Origin of the sequence: Nonomuraea terrae (genome assembly GCF_004348995.1) — a bacterium.
GTDB classification, from domain to species: Bacteria; Actinomycetota; Actinomycetes; order Streptosporangiales; family Streptosporangiaceae; genus Nonomuraea; species Nonomuraea terrae.
The window spans coordinates 1-16,225 of the sequence record NZ_SMKQ01000114.1 but is presented as its reverse complement, the minus strand read 5'-3'; the positions used below and the strand labels follow the sequence as shown (position 1 = coordinate 16,225).

Sequence of the window (16,225 nt, the reverse complement as noted above, 5' to 3'; positions counted from 1 at the left end):
TTCCCTCGCGCGCGGGAGCTGTCAACGACTCCCGCGGACTTCCAGCGCCCCGAGCAGCTCCTCCGACGCCCGGGTGATCGCCTCGACCGCCCGGTCGAACGCCTCGGCGTTGTGCGCCGCAGGCGCGCGGAACCCCGAGATCTTCCGTACGTACTGCAGGGCCGCCGCGCGCACGTCGTCCTCGGTCACGCTCTCCGTGTACGGCGGGCGGAGGGTCTTGATGCTTCTACACATGACTCAACCGTAATAGCCGATGCGCTGACTGATTTCCCTCGCGCCCTTGACCAGCAGCTCGCCCACCTCCGGCAGCCGCTCGGGCGTCAGCCGGTAGGAGGGCCCCGAGGCGCTGACCGCGGCCACCACCGAGCCGTCCGCCCCGCGGATCGGCGCGGCCACCGCGTTGAGGCCGACCTCCAGCTCCTCCACGGCGTAGGCCCAGCCGCGCTCCCTGATCTCGTCGAGCCCCAGCTCGCCGACCGAGGTGACGGTGTGCGGTGTGTAGCGTTCCAGCTCCGTGGGGGGCCGTAGCGCGCCGAAGGCGAGCAGCACCTTGCCGCTGGAGGTGGCGTGGGAGGGAGTGCGCTGGCCGACCCAGTTGTGGCCGCTGATCGCGGCGGGGCCGCGCACCTGGCTGACGTTGACCGGGTCGCCGTTGCGCGGCACCGCGATGTTGACCGTCTCGCCGACCCCCTCCGCCAGGCGCAGGCACACCGGCAGGCTCTCGCGCGACAGGTCGAGCTGCGCCGTGACGGCCCCGGCCAGGCGGACGAGGCCGAACCCGAGCCGGTAGCGCCCCCGGTCGCCGGTCTGCTCGACCAGGCCGCCCTGCTCCAGCGAAGCCAGCAGCCGGAACGCCGTGGACTTGTGCACGTCGAGCTCCGCCGCGAGGTCCGTCACCCGGGTGGGCCCGTCCCGAGCCAGGAGCTCCAGGATCGCGAGGGCACGATCGACCGATTGAACCGTCGTGCTGTTGCCCATGGCGCAACACGATACCGGGTGCTCCAACCCCGGGCCGAGGTCAGCCCCCGCCGGTCACCGGCCCGAGCTCGTTGCCGAAGTCGGCGGCGATCTTACGCATGCTCTCGGCCAGGTCGTCGCGGTCGAGCGCGTCGATCCGTTCGGCCGGCCCCGAGACCGACAGCGCCGCCACCACCCGGTCGCCGTCCCAGACCGGCACGGCGAGGCAGTGCACGCCGAGCTCCTCCTCGCCCAGGTCCAAGGCGTAGCCGCGGCCTCTGACGGCCTGCAGCTCGGTCAGCATCGCGGGCCGGTCGACGATCGTGTTGGGCGTGCGGCGCGGCATGCCGGTGCGCTCGAACACCGCGACCGCCTCCGCCGGGGGCCGCCCGGCGAGCAGCGCCTTGCCCACGGCCGTGCTGTGCGGCAGCACCCGCCTGCCCACCTCGGCGAACATCCGCAGCCGGCGCGGCGACGGCACCTGCGCCACGTACACGACGAAGTCGCCTTCGAGCACTGCCAGGTTCGCCGTCTCACCGGACAGCTCGACCAGCTTGCTCAGGTACGGCCGCGCCCACACACCGACCATGCCCCCGGCGACCCCGCCCAGCCGGACGAGCCCTCCGCCCAGCGCGTAACGCCGGTCGGACTCCTGGCGCACGTAACCCCGCACGAGCAGCGTCTGCAGCAGCCGGTGGATGGTGCCGTACGGCAGACCGGTCCTGGCGGCGATCTCCGACAGCCCCGCCTCGCCTCCGTGCTCGGCCAGCGCCTCCAGCACGTCGAGCGCCCGCTCGACCGACTGGACGCTCACAGGGCGGCCCCGCGCAGTGAGGCGTCCAGCACCTCCGCCGTGTGGGCCACCCTGATGTCCGCGCCGGCCCGCCGCATGGCCGCGGCGATCTGCATGGTGCACCCCGGGTTCGCGGAGACGAGCAGCTGCGCGCCCGTCGACTCGACCGCCTTGGCCTTGCGGTCGCCGAGGTCCCGCGCGGCCTCCGGCTGCAGCAGGTTGTACGTGCCCGCCGAGCCGCAGCAGATGGCCGACTCGGGGATCTCGCGCAGCTCCAGCTCCGGGATGCCGCTCAGCAGCTGGCGCGGCTGCGAGCGCACGCCCTGCGCGTGGGCGAGGTGGCAGGCGTCGTGGTAGGCGACGGTGCGCGGCAGCGGGTGCCGCGTGGCCACCGGGCCCAGCTCGGCCAGGAACTCCGACAGGTCCATCACCCGGAACCCGGGGTCGTACCCGAGCAGCGTCGCGTACTCCTTCATCGACGAGCCGCAGCCGGCCGCGTTGACCACCACGGTGTCCACCCCGGCCTTCTCGAACGTCCTGACCGTCCTGCGCGCCAGCCGCTTGGCCTGCGCCTCCAGCCCGGAGTGCACGCTGAGCGCCCCGCAGCAGCCCTGCCCCGGCGGGATGACGACGTCGCAGCCCTCCATCGCCAGCACTCGCGCCGTGGCGGCGTTCACCTGCGGGAAGAACTCCCGCTGCACGCAGCCCAGGAGCATCCCGACCACGGCCCGGCGCTCGCCCCTGGCCCTCACCACGCGCGGCAGCCGCTGGCGCCGCTCCACGCGCGGCGCGAGCCCGGCCATCGCGCCGAGACTCGGGTTCACCCTGGCCAGGAACGGCGCCATCCGACCGGTCAGCCCCAGCGTCGGCCGCAGCAGGCGCAGCCGGCGCGGGTAGGGGAACAGGTTGAAGACGATCCCGCGCACGGCCCGCTCCTGCGGCGGGCGCTCATGCTCACGTTCGACCTCGACGCGGGTCTGCTCGATCAGCCGGTCGTACTGCACCCCGGACGGGCACGCGGTCACGCACGCCATGCAGCCCAGGCAGGCGTCGAAGTGGCCGGCCATCTCGGGCGTCATGGGCGTGCCCTCGACGTGCTGGCTCATCAGGTGGATCCGCCCGCGCGGCGAGTCCATCTCCTCGCCCCACAACACGTACGTCGGACAGGTCGGCAGGCAGAACCCGCAGTGCACGCAGTCGTTGATGAGCTTCGGATCCATTTCAGATGCCTCCCACGAACCGTCCGGGGGACATCCTGCGCCCGGGATCGAACCGCTCCTTGACCCGCCGCATCAGCGCGAGCCCGCTGATCTGCCCCCATCTGTCGACCCCACTGTCCGGCGTGGCGAGCACGACGACCCGCCCTCCGGCGTCCTCCACCGTCTTGCGCAGCGCGGACACGGCCAGCTGACCGTCCGTCGCGAGCAGCAGCCGCCCCGCGACGGGAGAGCCGCGCAGCGCCGTCCCGGCGCCGGCCGCCGCGTCGAGCACGGCCCCCGTGGCCGTCGGCGGGAACCGCACCTCGGCCAGCACCTCGCCGGACGGGACGCGCCCCCACCACGACGGCGGCTGACCGATCACCTCGCCCCCGCCCACGACGTCGCGCAGCGCCCGCGCCCTGGCCTCGGCCGCCGTGCCCTCCACCAGCGCGGCCAGGACGAGCGGGCCGTCCGGATCCGGCCGGTCCACCTCGACCGCGCTCGGCTCGGCCTGTGACGCCGCGAGCGCCAGGGCGATCGCCGGCACCTCGTCCAGGGCCGGCTCGGCGACCACCCAGCGGCGCTCGGCCGGCAGCGGATGCAGGCGGAACACCGCCTCCGCGATGACGCCGAGCGAGCCGTACGAGCCGGCGAAGAGCTTGCCCAGGTCGTAGCCGGCGACGTTCTTGACCACCTTGCCGCCGGAGCGGGCGACCGTGCCGTCGGCGAGCACGACGGTGATGCCGATGAGCAGGTCGCGGGCGGTGCCGAAGCGGAACGCGCGCGGCCCCGGCAGCCCGGCGGCCAGTGTGCCGCCCACCGTCGAGCCCGCGCCGGACGGCACGTCGAGCGCCAGCTCCTGCCCCTTGCCCGCCAGCTCCGCCGCCAGGGCGTCCATCGTCGCCCCGGCCTGGACGCGCACCACGAGGTCGCCCGCCGCGTGCTCCAGCACGGCGTTCATGCAGCACATGTCGAGCAGCACGTCGCAACGTTCGGGCGGCGCGCCCCAGTGCAGCTTCGTGCCGCCGCCCACGGGCACCACCGCGAGGTCCTGCTCCGCGCAGGCCCGCAGCAGGGCCGCGATCTCCTCGACGCTCTCCGGCAACGCGACCCAGCGCGGGAGCACGCCGCCCACCGCGTCGTCGGGGCCCGCCTGCCTGACCGTCACGCCGATCCCTGTCAGGGTCATCAGAACTGCTCCGCCTTCCCCGACTCGACCAGCGGATGCACGCCCTTGCGCACGCCCGGCACCTCGCCGCACAACCGCGGCGTCGGGAACACCTTGCCCGGGTTCGACAGCCCGCGGGGGTCGAACGCGCACCGTACGAGCTGCATGGTGTCGAGGTCGTCCACGCCGAACATCTTCGGCATGTAGCGCGACTTGTCGACGCCCACGCCGTGTTCGCCGGTGATGGAGCCGCCGTGCTCGATGCACAGGTCGAGGATCGCGCCCGAGACCACCTCGGCCCGCTCGCCCGCCCCCGGCTCCGCGTCGTCGAACAGCACCAGCGGATGCAGGTTGCCGTCGCCGGCGTGGAAGACGTTGGCCACCCGGATGCCGTGCTCCGCCGACAGCCGGTCGATGGCCGCCAGCACCGCGGGCAGCGACGTGCGCGGCACCACGCCGTCCTGCACGATGTACGCCGGACTGATGCGCCCGACGGCGGCGAACGCCGACTTGCGGCCCTTCCAGATCGCCGCCCGCTCGGCCGGCCCCGCCGCCACCCGCAGCTCGAACGCCGCCGAGCAGATCTCCTCCAGCCGGGTGAACTGCCGCTCGACCTCGGCGGCCGGGCCGTCCAGCTCCACGACCAGCACCGCCCCGGCGCCCGCCGGATAACCGCAGGCCACCGCGGCCTCGGCCGCCTCGATGCTGAGCGCGTCCATCATCTCGATCGCGGCCGGCACGATGCCCGCGCCGATGATCGCCGAGACGGCCTCCCCGCCCTGCTCGAGGCTCTCGAACGCGGCCAGCACCGTGGTCACGGCCTCCGGCGCGCGGCTCAGCCGTACGGTGATCTTGGTGGCGATGCCGAGCGTGCCCTCCGAGCCGATGAACGCCCCCAGCAGGTCGTAGCCCGGGTCCATGCGGTCGAGCGTGACCAGGTCGCCGTCCGGGGTGACGATCTCGCAGGCCTCGACGTGGTTGACGGTGAAGCCGTACTTCAGGCAGTGGGCGCCGCCGGAGTTCTCCGCGACGTTGCCGCCGATCGAGCAGACCTGCTGGCTGGAGGGGTCGGGCGCGTAGTAGTAGCCCTGGTCGCGGACGGCCTCGGTGATGGCCAGGTTGGTCACTCCCGGCTCGACGACCGCCCGGCGGTTGTCCAGGTCGATGTCCAGGATGCGGCGCATCTTCGCGGTCACGATGAGCACGCCGTCCTCGCGGGGGAGCGCGCCCCCCGACAGGCCCGTGCCCGAACCCCTGGCCACGAACGGCACGCCGAAGTCGTTGCAGAGGCGCACCACGCGGGCGACCTGCTCGGCGGTCTCGGGCAGCACGACCACGCCCGGGGTCGCCCGGTGGTAGGTGAGGCCGTCGCACTCGTAGGTGCGCAGGCGTACGGGATCGGTGATCACCAAATCTTCGGGCAGCAAGGAGTGCAGCGCCGCGGTCAGCTCTTCCATCACCGATCCCCCCTCTCTTCTATTTTTCACCTTTTGTCATGGCATTCGAGCATAGGCCGGGAGAGTTAGGAATTCGGCGAAGTCGTCGTCCAGCGCCACTTCCTTGAACAGCTGCGTCGCCTGGTCGAACAACTTCTCGTCGTATCCCGGCTCCTGCGCGATCTTGGCCAGCTCCTCGCCGATGATCCGCTCGACGATCTCCTTCGTCACCTGCTCACCGGTGTCGGCGAGGGTGACGTCGTTGTGGATCCACTGCCAGACCTGCGAGCGCGAGATCTCGGCGGTGGCGGCGTCCTCCATCAGGTTGTGGATGGCCGCCGCGCCCTGCCCGCCCATCCACGAGGCCAGGTAGCGCAGGCCGACGTCGACGTTGCTCCGCAGGCCCGCCTCGGTGATGCCGCCCGGCGTCTCGGAGACCGCCAGCAGCTCGGCGGTGGTCACGCTGACGTCCTCGCGCAGCCGGTCGAGCTGGTGGGGCCGCGACCCGAGCACGCCGTCGAACACCTCGCGGCAGATCGGCACGAGGTCGGGGTGGGCCACCCACGACCCGTCGAACCCGTCGCCCGACTCGCGCGTCTTGTCGGCCCGCACCTTCTCCAGCGCGACCTCGTTCACCTCGGGGTTCTTGCGCGAGGGGATGAACGCCGCCATCCCGCCGATGGCGTGCGCGCCCCGCTTGTGACACGTGCGCACGAGCAGCTCGGTGTAGGCGCGCATGAACGGCGCCGTCATCGTGACCGTGTTCCGCTCCGGCAGCAGGAACTCGCGGCCCCGCGTGCGGAACTTCTTGATCACGCTGAAGAGGTAGTCCCAGCGGCCCGCGTTGAGCCCCGCCGAGTGGTCGCGCAGCTCGTAGAGGATCTCCTCCATCTCGAACGCCGCCGGGTAGGTCTCGATGAGCACGGTCGCCCTGATGGTGCCGTGCGGGATGCCGAGCAGCTCCTGCGCCCGGGTGAACACGTCGTTCCAGAGCCGCGCCTCCAGGTGCGACTCGATCTTGGGCAGGTAGAAGTACGGGCCCTTGCCCTTGTCGATCTGCCGCTGGGCGCAGTGGAAGAAGTAGAGCGCGAAGTCGAACAGCGACCCCGACACCGGCAGCCCGTCGACGAGGGCGTGCTTCTCGTCCAGATGCCACCCGCGCGGGCGCACCACGATGGTGGCCAGCTCCTCGTCGGGCTTGAGCGTGTACGCCTTGCCGCCGGACTCGAAGTCGATCGTGCGGTCGAGCGCGTCGCGCAGGTTGAGGTGGCCGGCCACGCAGTTCTCCCACAGCGGGGACAGGGCGTCCTCGAAGTCGGCCAGCCACACCTTCGCGCCGGAGTTGAGCGCGTTGATGGTCATCTTCTTGTCGGTCGGGCCGGTGATCTCGACGCGCCGGTCCTCCAGCCCGGGCGCCGGGGGAGCGACCTGCCAGTCGCTCTCCCTGATCTGCTTGGTCTCCGGCAGGAAGTCGAGCATGGCGCCCGCCGACAGCTCCGTCTGGCGCGCCTGGCGGGCCTCCAGCAGCTCAAGCCGCCTGGGGCCGAACTCCCGCTGGAGAGTCGCCACGAAATCGAGCGCCTCCGGCGTGAGGATCTCGTCGAACCGATCGAGCATCGGGCCGGTGATCTCCATAGGACCTCTTTTCCACGATATGGAAAACGACTTCTGGATTGTGGAAGTGAAGTTACTCTCCCGCCTATATCGGGTCAAAGGCGGGGTCCCTCCGGGGAGTCGTCGGGGTCATCCCCGATGTGGCGGGCGCCATGCCGGGAGAGGATTCACCGCATGAAGAAGGTGATCGTTGCGGGCGGACTTCTGCTCTCCGCCGTCCTGCTGACCGGATGCGGCCTCGAGAGCGTCACCGGCCCGAGCAACCAGGACACGGTGTCGTACGAGGTGAAGGAGAAGGTCGGCGAGCTGCGGCTGAAGAGCGGCGCCGGCGACGCGGAGATCACCGAGACCGACGGCGACACCGTACGCGTGGTCGAGCACCTGCGCTGGCGCGGCGACGCCAAGCCCGAGACCGAGCACAAGGTCGAGGGCGAGGCGCTGGTCGTCACCTATGACTGCCCGTCCAGCTGGGGCACCTGTGGCGTCGACTACGAGATCCAGGTGCCCAAGGGTCTGACGGCCGACCTGACCACCGGTTCCGGCAACCTCACTCTCAGGGGCCTGACCGGGGAGCTGAAGCTGCTCGTGGGATCGGGGGACGTGGACGCCGCCGACCTGGCGGGCAAGAGCCTGTCCGCCGAGTCGGGGGCGGGCGACATCGAGCTCACGTACGCCTCCGCCCCCGACGCCGTCGAGTTGACGGCCGGGAGCGGGGACATCCGGCTGACCGTTCCCGACGGGGCCTACGACCTGAAGAGCGAGGTGGGCTCCGGCGAGACCGACGTCACGGTCAAGACCGACACGTCGTCGCCGCGCAAGATCTCGTTGCAGACGGGATCGGGCGACGTCACGGTGTCACCTGCGTAACGGGATAACCAGGTGATTGCGCTCGGGGATGTCTGCCACCATCGTGGGAAGACATCGAGGTGTCCAGACGTTTCCTCATAGAGATGACACGAATGCGCGAATACACCCTGCTCGACGAGATCGAGACCGGCGACATGGACCTCGAGGAGCGCCAGGCGCTGCGCCGCGTAGCAGGCCTGTCCACCGAGCTTGAAGACGTCTCCGAGGTCGAATACCGGCAGCTGCGGCTCGAGCGGGTCGTCCTCGTCGGCGTCTGGACCTCCGGCACGGCCGAGGACGCCGACAACTCCCTGCTCGAGCTGAAGCTCCTGGCGGAGACGGCCGGGTCGCAGGTGCTCGACGGGCTCATCCAGCGGCGCCAGAAGCCCGACCCGGCCACGTACATCGGCTCCGGCAAGGCGCTGGAGCTGCGTGACATCGTCGAGTCCAGCGGCGCCGACACCGTGATCTGCGACGGCGAGCTGGCCCCCGGCCAGCTCCGCCAGCTTGAAGAGATCGTCAAGGTCAAGGTCATCGACCGTACGGCGCTGATCCTCGACATCTTCGCCCAGCACGCCAAGAGCCGCGAGGGCAAGGCCCAGGTCGAGCTGGCGCAGCTGCAGTACCTGCTGCCGCGCCTGCGTGGCTGGGGCGGCAACCTGTCGCGGCAGGTCGGCGGACGCGCCGCGGGCGGCGTCGGCATCGGCGGGCGCGGCCCCGGTGAGACCAAGATCGAGCTCGACCGGCGCCGCATCCGCGAGCGCATGGCCAAGCTGCGCCGCCAGATCGGCGGCATGTCCACCGCGCGTGACACCAAGCGCCACGCGCGCCAGCGGCGCGAGGTCCCTGCCGTGGCCATCGCCGGTTACACCAACGCCGGCAAGTCCTCGCTGCTCAACCGCGTCACCGGCGCCGGCGTGCTGGTGGAGGACGCGCTGTTCGCCACCCTCGACCCGACCGTGCGCCGGGCGCGCACGCCCGAAGGCCGGCTGTTCACGATCGCCGACACCGTCGGGTTCGTCCGTCACCTGCCCCACCAGCTCATCGAGGCGTTCCGCTCGACGCTGGAGGAGGTCGCCGACGCCGACCTGATCCTGCACGTGGTCGACGGCTCCCACCCCGATCCCGAGGGGCAGCTCGCGGCGGTCCGCGAGGTGTTCGCCGACATCGAGGGCGCGTCCGACGTGCAGGAGATCGTGGTGATCAACAAGGCCGACGCTGCCGACCCCGAGGTGCTCGACCGCATCGCGCGGCGCGAGCGCGACAGCATCGTGGTCTCGGCCCGCACGGGCAAGGGCATCCCCGAGCTGATGGAGCTCATCGAGGAGCGGCTGCCGCGTCTCGACCACGAGGTCCACCTGCTGGTGCCGTACGAGCGGGGCGACCTGATCTCGCGGGCCCACAAGGAGGGCGAGGTGCTCTCGGTCGACCACGTGGGCGAGGGCACGATCCTGCACGCGCGCGTGCTGCCCAGCCTGTCGCAGGAGCTGGTGCGGGTCGGCAAGCCGGTGGAGCGCGTTTCCTAGGCCGTACTTCGAGGTGGGTGCCGCTGCGGCGGCACTCACCCGTATGGTGCGCCAGATCTCGCCGCAAAGCGTGCAGAGTTGCGCAAAAGCGGCAGTGGTTTCGGCACCCGGGGATTGCTAAGATTGGCCAGACCCAACGTTGGTCTGGCTTTTAAGTTCGGGTTCTGGGTTTCGGTGATGGCCGCGCGTCCTGAAGTCGTCAGCGGGGTCCCTGGGGCATAGACAGTGCCGCGTGACGGCTGGGAGCAGTGGTCTTTCTTTCGAATAACCCTGTACAGCGGCCCGAGATGTGAAATAACGTAACTGAACTGAAATCGCCGGATCATGACTCCGGCGATACGGTCACCGCACAACCTGATGCGGATGAGAGCAGGAGACCCCCCATGTCGTCCGGACCCGGAGCGGACTCAGTGGGCGCGGCACAGGCCGTGCGCTGGGCTCGGCGCCCGTGCGGGGGAGCATGCTGGGTGGTGATGCGGTGACCGTTCGGCTCCTGACCAACATCGGCCGCCTCTGGACCGGCAACGAGGTCCTCAGCAACGCCGCCATCCTCGTGCACAACGACCGCATCGCGTGGGTCGGGCGCGCTCCCGACCTGCCGCAGAGCGTTCCGGGCGTCGTCGACGACATCGTCGACGTCGACCACGTCGAAAACCTCGGCGGGGCCCTGGTCACGCCCGGTCTCATCGACGCCCACACCCACCCCGTCTACGCCGGCAACCGCTACGCCGAGCTGGCCATCCGCACCGGCGGCTCCACGTCCGCCTCGATCACCGCGGCGGGCGGCGGCGTGGGCTCCACGGTCACCGTGACCCGCGGCACCGACCCCTGGACGCTGTGCAACGGCGTGCGCGAGCGGCTGCGCGGCTGGCTGCTCAGCGGCACCACCACCGTCGAGGCCAAGACCGGCTACCACCTCACCCGCGACGGCGAGCTCGCCGACGTGCGGCTCCTGCGCGAGCTGGAGAAGGAGCCGATGATGCCGCGGGTGCACGTCACGTTCCTGGCCGCCCACGTGGTGCCGCCCGAATACTTCGGCAGGCAGCGCGAATACGTCGAGGCCGTGGGCGCCTGGTGCGCCGACGCGGCCGCGGCGGGCGCCGACAGCGTCGACGTCTACTGCGACGAGGGCCACTTCACCACCGAGGAATCCCGCTGGGTCCTCGCCTCCGGCCGCAACGTCGGCCTGCTGCCGCGCATCCACGCCGGCCAGTACAGCCGGCGCGGCGCCGTCCAGCTGGCCGCCGAGCTCGGCTGCGCCTCCGCGGACGGCCTGCACCACATGTCCGACGAGGACATCGCCATCATGTCTCGCTACGGCGTGCCCGCCGTCGTCTGCCCGGCCACGGCCCTGCAGCGCGGCCACCTGCCGCCGGTCCGCCAGATGATCAAGCATGGCGTGCAGATCGCGCTCGGTAGCGACCACAACCCCGGCTTCTGCGGCATCACCTCGATGTCCCTGGTGATCGCCATGGCGGTGTCGGCGTTCGGGATGAGCGTCAACGACGCGCTGCGCGCGGCCACCCTCGGCGGCGCCACCGTCCTGGGCGCGCCCGACCGCGGCGTGCTGACGCCGGGGCGGCTCGCCGACATCGTGCAGTGGGACGCCGACCACGAGGGCGCCTTCGCCTGGTCCTTCGGCCTCAAGCCCCGCCGCGTCTGGCGCGGCGGCACCCCCGTCCAGTAACGCCCGCTCCGCCACCCAGCGCGGCGCCGTTCCCCCCATGCAACCGTTGACCAGGAGAGCCACCCACCGGCACGTCTCCGCGGTGCGCGAAGCCGCGGGCCTCGTCGAAGCACGCAGCCGATCATCGGACTTCACGCAGCCCAGCGGTAGGAAGCCGCGGCCCCGCTGCCGCGCGGCATCCGCTACACCCTGGCGAGCGCGTCGAGGCCGCCGCCGACAAGCAGTTGACCAAGACCATCAACCGCGACGGCCGCGTCGACCTCCTTTGCGTCAACCTCTGCCGACATCGCGACCATGCCGAGTGTCGAGTCTCGGGAGCCGGCTGGGCAGGGACGTCGCCGCCCGCGGCTCGGCCTGGTCACAGGCGTTCGAGGAACGCGAGGACCTGGTCGCTTCGACGGTAGCGGCCTGGAGGAGCTTCCTGGGGAGTGGTGAGGGCGAGGGCCTTCTCCTTGATGCTCATGTCAGCGTGAAGGCAGGCGTCGGTGGAGCGGATGCCGGCGTGGCCGAGCCAGAGGCCGCTCACAGAGGTGTCCTACTGTCACCGCCCCTACGGCACGCCGTGCGTGCACGAGCATGCGTGCAGCCGGTGCCGGTTCAGCGCGTCCCGACCACCCCGCATCGAGGGGATGACCTGCAACGCCGAAGCCCGCCTGATCGAAGATCCTTGGCGCGTGCCTCCGTCGGGATGATGAGGTGGCACGGTGACCAACCATGATGAGGCGGCTGTCCGACCGTTGACACTGGCTTGGGTGAGCCGGCACCCGGAGGTCGGCGAACGGATCGTCAGAACCGAGGCGCTTGGACCGGAGCAGGAACACCCGTGAGCGGACCCAGCGCTCAACATCCTTAGCGCGGTTCTAGTCGGTGGTGGTCTGGCCGGCGGAATCGCGGGCGAGGGCGACGATCTGCTCCAGAGCCGCCGCATGCCGTTGGAAGGCCAGCCGTCCCTGCGGGGTGAGCTGTACGTACGTCCGCCGCGCCCGCTTGTCCTGGTCCTTGCGGACGATGACATATCCGGCGGCGGCCAGCGCGGAGATCTGCTTGGACAGCGCTGAGTCGCTGGTGCCGACCGAGTCTCTGAGAAAGCCGAAGTCCACCCACTCGGCCGGTGCCAGCAGCGCCACGACCGACAGACGGGCCGGGACGTGCAGGAACTCGTCGAACAGCGGATCCATCAGGCGGCCCCGCCGCCCTGTCGGACGATCGACTTCATGATGGAGCGGTTCACGGGCGTGGCCGCGACGTACGCCACGGCCACCACGATCGCGCCGGCGGCGGCCTGTGACAGCAGCCCGTGAGGCGGCAGGTCGAACAGCGCGAAGGCGGCGATCCGGCCGATGGTGAAGGCCACCATGATGCAGGCCAGCAGCCCGCCGTGGAAAAGGGCCTCCTGGCTGGTGACCTTCCGGCAGACCGAGGCCCGGTGCTCGTAGACGATCCCCACGCCCGCGTACAGGACCATCCCGACCGCCAGGAAGGCGAAGTTCCAGGGGCGAGGGAGGTCGATGGCCGCGAAGGCGATGAAGAGGCCGAGCGCGGAGATGACCACGCGCGGAAGCGCGAAGCTCTGGCGGACGATCTGCTCCCGGGTTCTGTCCTGGAGACGGTGGATGTCGTCGAGCGAAGTCCGGGCGTCTTGCTGGTTCATGGGACCAACCTCCAGAGCCGACTACTACTTTCCTTTGAGGAAAGTACCATCTATTTTCCCTACGGAAAGTGGTCGGCGCGCAAGGCTGGGCCGGCGGGGCGGTTGAACACGGACGACTGGGTGAGGGCCGCGCTTCGCTGGGGGGACGCTGTTGGCGAATTGGGTTTCGTGCCCTGGGGTGCCGTTAGTCGACATGTCACGGGCCGCATATGGGCATGGAACGTCCGCCGCTTGGTATGGATGAGTCCATTCACCAGCTCAGCAACTTCGGACGTCCGGCCGGAACCGTCAGCCGGTCCTGCAGCATCCGCACGCCCAGCGGGACCAGGGCCACGCAGAGCAGGCCGGTGACCAGCACGTCGGGGATGGAGGAGCCCTTCAGCACGCCCATCCACGTGCCTCCTGCCAGCAGCAACATCGCGGCGCGGGCGGTGCCGAAGATGCCTGAGCGCCAGGCGGCGACGGCCAGGAGGAGCGAGCCCGCGTACTGGCCGACCGAGGCCCAGACCGGTACTCGCCACGGTCCGTAGGAGATATCGACGTATTCCTTCATGATCGCGTTCGTCGCCTGGTCCAGTCCGAGGACCTCGGTGAGCTGGAAGGCGGTCTGGTCGGCACCGGCGAAGTACAGGCGGGCGAAGAGCCCGGCGACCAGCAGGGTGGCGCCCCAGAAGGCGAGGCCGCCGCCAACCCGCTGAGCCAGGGCGACGAAAGCGGGGAAGAGCACCAGCGCCCCCAGCGCGAAGATCGCGTAGGCGAGGGTGAGCAGGGCGGGATCCGAGGCGTAGGCGAAGAGCTGGCCGTAGGCGGCGAACGGCTGCGCCTCGGCCCAGGCCTGCTGCTGAGGGGTGAGAGCGGTGATCGTGCTCAGTCAGGTAGCGCAGCAGGTATCCGGCGCACAGGACGACCGGGCCCAGGACGAGCGTCGCGCCACCGATCCACCGTCCAGGAAAGTAGGTGTTCACGACGGTGAGCTTGTCAGTGGGTGCCGGGTGACTCATCTGCCGATCGTCACCCGGCACCCCCTACGAAAGTTAACGCGGCTAACGGCACCCCGGCCTACGCAGCGAGCGCTGCGAGTGTGAGGTCCTCGTCGGGGCGAGGGGTACGTCCATCAGCCACGCGTCGATCCGCGTAAGGTTGATCGCTGCGGCGGTGAGCAGATGCTGGAGATGGGTCTTGGCGGTCCCACGGTAGCGGGACCGCCGCAGGCCGAAGCCTTTGACGCCTTGGGCGATGGTGCCCTCGATGCCTTGCCTGTGGGCGTAGCGTTGCTGCCATTCGTCGGTGCTCTGCCTGACCCGCGCGCGTTGCAAGGCTTCGTGCTCTTCCCGTGGGCGCAGGGTGATGCGCCGGCCTTTGGCCCCGCGGGTGCACAGGTCGCGGCTGGGACAGTCCTTGCAGTCACGCATCGAAAAGCGCAGCCGGATGACCGGAGTTCCGCCCTGGTCGACCTCGTTGACCCAGGGCAAGCTGGTGGCCCCGGCGGGACAGGTCATGACGCGGTTGTCCCAGTCGATGGTGAAGTCACTGACGGCAAAGCCGTTGCCCTCGGCGCTCTGCCAGGCGTTATCGGGCATCATCGGTCCCAGCAGCTCGATGCCGCGGCGATCTGCTCGTGCGAGGTTGTGGGCGCTCATGTAGCCCCGGTCAGCCAGGTGCACCGCCGGCGTCAGTTCACGCGTGGCCAGTGCCTCGTGGACTTGTTCGGTGGCTTCGTAGTCGCTGCCGGGCGATGAGGCGGTGATCACGTTGGTGATCAGATGTGGAGCGTCGGTGTCGCACGTCTCGGTGAGGTGCACCTTGTAGCCGTCCCAGTGGGAGTCGCGCTTGGTTCCGGTTCGGGCGTCGCCGTCGTAGGGCGGTATCTGGCGGATCGTGCCTGGCGGCTGCTCGTCAGGGGCCCGCCAGCGCAGGTGATCGTCGATGGTGACGTACTGCTGGATCCACACGTGGCGTAAGTTCTGCACCGCGGCGATGTCGCGCAGCCATGCAGGTGCGCTCTCCGAGTAGACCGCGCGCAGCACACCGTACCCATCAGCTCCGATCTCGTGGCCGAGCTGGATGCGCTCGGCCTTGTTCTTCGGCAGCCGAAAGTCCTCGATGCGCGCCTCGTACCGGTCGAACCATCCGGGTTCGGCCTGGGTCAGCAGCCAATCCGGCGCTGCCGCGGCCAACGCGTTAAGAGCGGCTCGTGTTGTTTCGTGCACCTGCTCCAGCCGGTTCATCGTGCGCGTGGCCATGAGCACGTGAGTGGAGTCGGTGCGCTGTCGGCCGCCGGCTCGTAGCAGCCCGGCGGTGTCGGCACGCTCCAGGATCGTGTCGAACAGGCCCTGTTCAAGCGATCCCGTGATCAGGCGATCACGGAACTCGCTGAGCACCGAGTAGTCAAAGCCGGCGTCGGTCAGCTCCAACCCGAGTGCGTACTTCCAGTCGATGCGCGCGCGCACGGCCTCGGCCGCCTGCCGGTCGGATAATCCCTCTCCGAACTGCAGGATCGACACCAACGCCAGACGGGCAGGGGACAGTGCCGGGCGACCGCGGGTGGAGAAGGCTGCCGCGAAGTCCGCGTCCTCAAATAGGACGCCCAGCGCATCCCGTACTCGAATCGCCAGGCTGCCTTTCGGGAAGGCCGCCCGGGCCACCGCCAGAGTGGCGGCCGGGATCTGGTCTGAACCAGTCGAACGCAGCGACACCCACGACTCCATCCGTGAGCAGGAACAACGATAGCGGCCCCATGATCGCGGATGTGATCATGGGGCCGCTGCTTTTTGATGTACTTCGCCAACGGTGTCGCTGGGGGAGGGCGGGGCCGGTCGCGCGGCCAGACTGCTTGCCTAACGTGGCTTAACGGCCTTCAGGCGTCTGGCCGGCTAGTTTGCTTGACTACCCAGACAAGCCAAGGGTCGTGCGCGCTGGTCGCTACCTTCGCCGGTCCGGCGTGGGTGGCGGCACCTGACCGCTTGGATGTCCACGTGCCGGCGCCGATCGCCCATCCACGGGCCGAGGTCTGATCAGCTGGCGCCACTTGCGGGGCCGCTGGTGGACCATTCGTCATCCACAGACTCCGGCCTGCCTGTGTTCCTCATCCACAGAATGCGGTTCGGGTCCAAAGCGGCGGTGCCCTGCGCCATACGGTCGCTGGCGTGCGAACCCCCGATCCAGCGGCAGAGCGAGCAATAGCCGAGTCCCGGCTACGCTCCATCAACGCCTCTACCCGCCGCCCGCGCCGTCGCGTGGGCCGACCGGCGTGGGGGACGGCCGAGCGAGCCACCTCCCGGGGAAACCACAACCCATCCCGCGAAAGCGCCCGCCCATCGCGCGGAAGCACCCCCACAACCCCCGACG

At 70.3% G+C, this 16,225-nt stretch carries 15 protein-coding genes; 3 read left to right on the top strand and 12 right to left on the bottom strand.

Annotated elements, in window-relative coordinates; translation table 11 throughout:
- Nucleotides 1-21: 21 nt before the first annotated feature.
- Genes E1286_RS29070 through aceB form a run of 7 tightly spaced genes read right to left on the bottom strand, consistent with a single transcriptional unit; the run spans nucleotide 22 to nucleotide 7,188 of the window.
- Nucleotides 22-234 carry a DUF2277 domain-containing protein gene (locus E1286_RS29070; RefSeq protein ID WP_111185200.1) on the bottom strand — a complete coding sequence of 71 codons (213 nt, stop codon included), beginning with the start codon at nucleotides 232-234 and terminating at the stop codon, nucleotides 22-24.
- A gap of 3 nt (nucleotides 235-237) precedes the next feature.
- Nucleotides 238-978 (bottom strand): IclR family transcriptional regulator, encoded by a 741-nt coding sequence (locus E1286_RS29065; RefSeq protein ID WP_132617506.1) that lies wholly within the window; start codon nucleotides 976-978, stop codon nucleotides 238-240.
- 40 nt (nucleotides 979-1,018) lie between these two features.
- Nucleotides 1,019-1,771: an IclR family transcriptional regulator gene (locus E1286_RS29060; RefSeq protein WP_132617504.1), complete on the bottom strand. Its 753-nt coding sequence runs from the start codon at nucleotides 1,769-1,771 to the stop codon at nucleotides 1,019-1,021.
- Nucleotides 1,768-2,970 carry a (Fe-S)-binding protein gene (locus E1286_RS29055; protein WP_132617502.1) on the bottom strand — a complete coding sequence of 401 codons (1,203 nt, stop codon included), beginning with the start codon at nucleotides 2,968-2,970 and terminating at the stop codon, nucleotides 1,768-1,770. The genes E1286_RS29060 and E1286_RS29055 overlap by 4 nt, the downstream gene beginning before the upstream one ends.
- Nucleotide 2,971: 1 nt before the next feature.
- Entirely contained in the window at nucleotides 2,972-4,138 is a 1,167-nt protein-coding gene (locus E1286_RS29050; protein WP_132617500.1) for an FAD-binding oxidoreductase, read from the bottom strand.
- Complete coding sequence (locus E1286_RS29045) at nucleotides 4,138-5,574, bottom strand: FAD-linked oxidase C-terminal domain-containing protein (protein ID WP_132617498.1); 1,437 nt, start codon at nucleotides 5,572-5,574, stop codon at nucleotides 4,138-4,140. The genes E1286_RS29050 and E1286_RS29045 overlap by 1 nt, the downstream gene beginning before the upstream one ends.
- Before the next feature lie 36 nt (nucleotides 5,575-5,610).
- Nucleotides 5,611-7,188, bottom strand: coding sequence for a malate synthase A (gene aceB, locus E1286_RS29040; RefSeq protein ID WP_132617496.1), 1,578 nt, complete (start codon nucleotides 7,186-7,188; stop codon nucleotides 5,611-5,613).
- A gap of 153 nt (nucleotides 7,189-7,341) precedes the next feature.
- On the opposite strand from aceB, the gene E1286_RS29035 reads away from it, so the two are divergent.
- From E1286_RS29035 to hutI, 3 genes are all read left to right on the top strand, one after another.
- The gene (locus E1286_RS29035; protein ID WP_132617494.1) at nucleotides 7,342-8,034 is read left to right on the top strand and encodes a DUF4097 family beta strand repeat-containing protein; all 693 of its coding nucleotides are present in this window, start codon (nucleotides 7,342-7,344) and stop codon (nucleotides 8,032-8,034) included.
- A 92-nt stretch (nucleotides 8,035-8,126) separates the two neighbouring features.
- Nucleotides 8,127-9,539 (top strand): GTPase HflX, encoded by a 1,413-nt coding sequence (gene hflX, locus E1286_RS29030; RefSeq protein WP_425464776.1) that lies wholly within the window; start codon nucleotides 8,127-8,129, stop codon nucleotides 9,537-9,539.
- Nucleotides 9,540-10,017: 478 nt separating this feature from the next.
- Entirely contained in the window at nucleotides 10,018-11,226 is a 1,209-nt protein-coding gene (gene hutI, locus E1286_RS29025) for an imidazolonepropionase (RefSeq protein ID WP_111183898.1), read from the top strand.
- 358 nt (nucleotides 11,227-11,584) lie between these two features.
- Here hutI and E1286_RS48180 read toward each other — a convergent pair whose 3' ends face one another.
- From E1286_RS48180 to E1286_RS28995, 5 genes are all read right to left on the bottom strand, one after another.
- Nucleotides 11,585-11,752, bottom strand: a complete 168-nt coding sequence (locus tag E1286_RS48180) for a hypothetical protein (protein ID WP_165969956.1) — start codon at nucleotides 11,750-11,752, stop codon at nucleotides 11,585-11,587.
- Between the two features lie 334 nt (nucleotides 11,753-12,086).
- Nucleotides 12,087-12,404, bottom strand: coding sequence for a winged helix-turn-helix domain-containing protein (locus E1286_RS29010; protein ID WP_132617488.1), 318 nt, complete (start codon nucleotides 12,402-12,404; stop codon nucleotides 12,087-12,089).
- Entirely contained in the window at nucleotides 12,404-12,877 is a 474-nt protein-coding gene (locus E1286_RS29005; protein ID WP_132617486.1) for a hypothetical protein, read from the bottom strand. The genes E1286_RS29010 and E1286_RS29005 overlap by 1 nt, the downstream gene beginning before the upstream one ends.
- Before the next feature lie 250 nt (nucleotides 12,878-13,127).
- A complete protein-coding gene (locus E1286_RS29000) occupies nucleotides 13,128-13,604 on the bottom strand; it encodes a hypothetical protein (RefSeq protein ID WP_132617484.1) in 477 nt (158 codons plus the stop codon).
- A 316-nt stretch (nucleotides 13,605-13,920) separates the two neighbouring features.
- Entirely contained in the window at nucleotides 13,921-15,573 is a 1,653-nt protein-coding gene (locus E1286_RS28995) for an IS1182 family transposase (RefSeq protein ID WP_132617482.1), read from the bottom strand.
- Nucleotides 15,574-16,225: the final 652 nt, after the last annotated feature.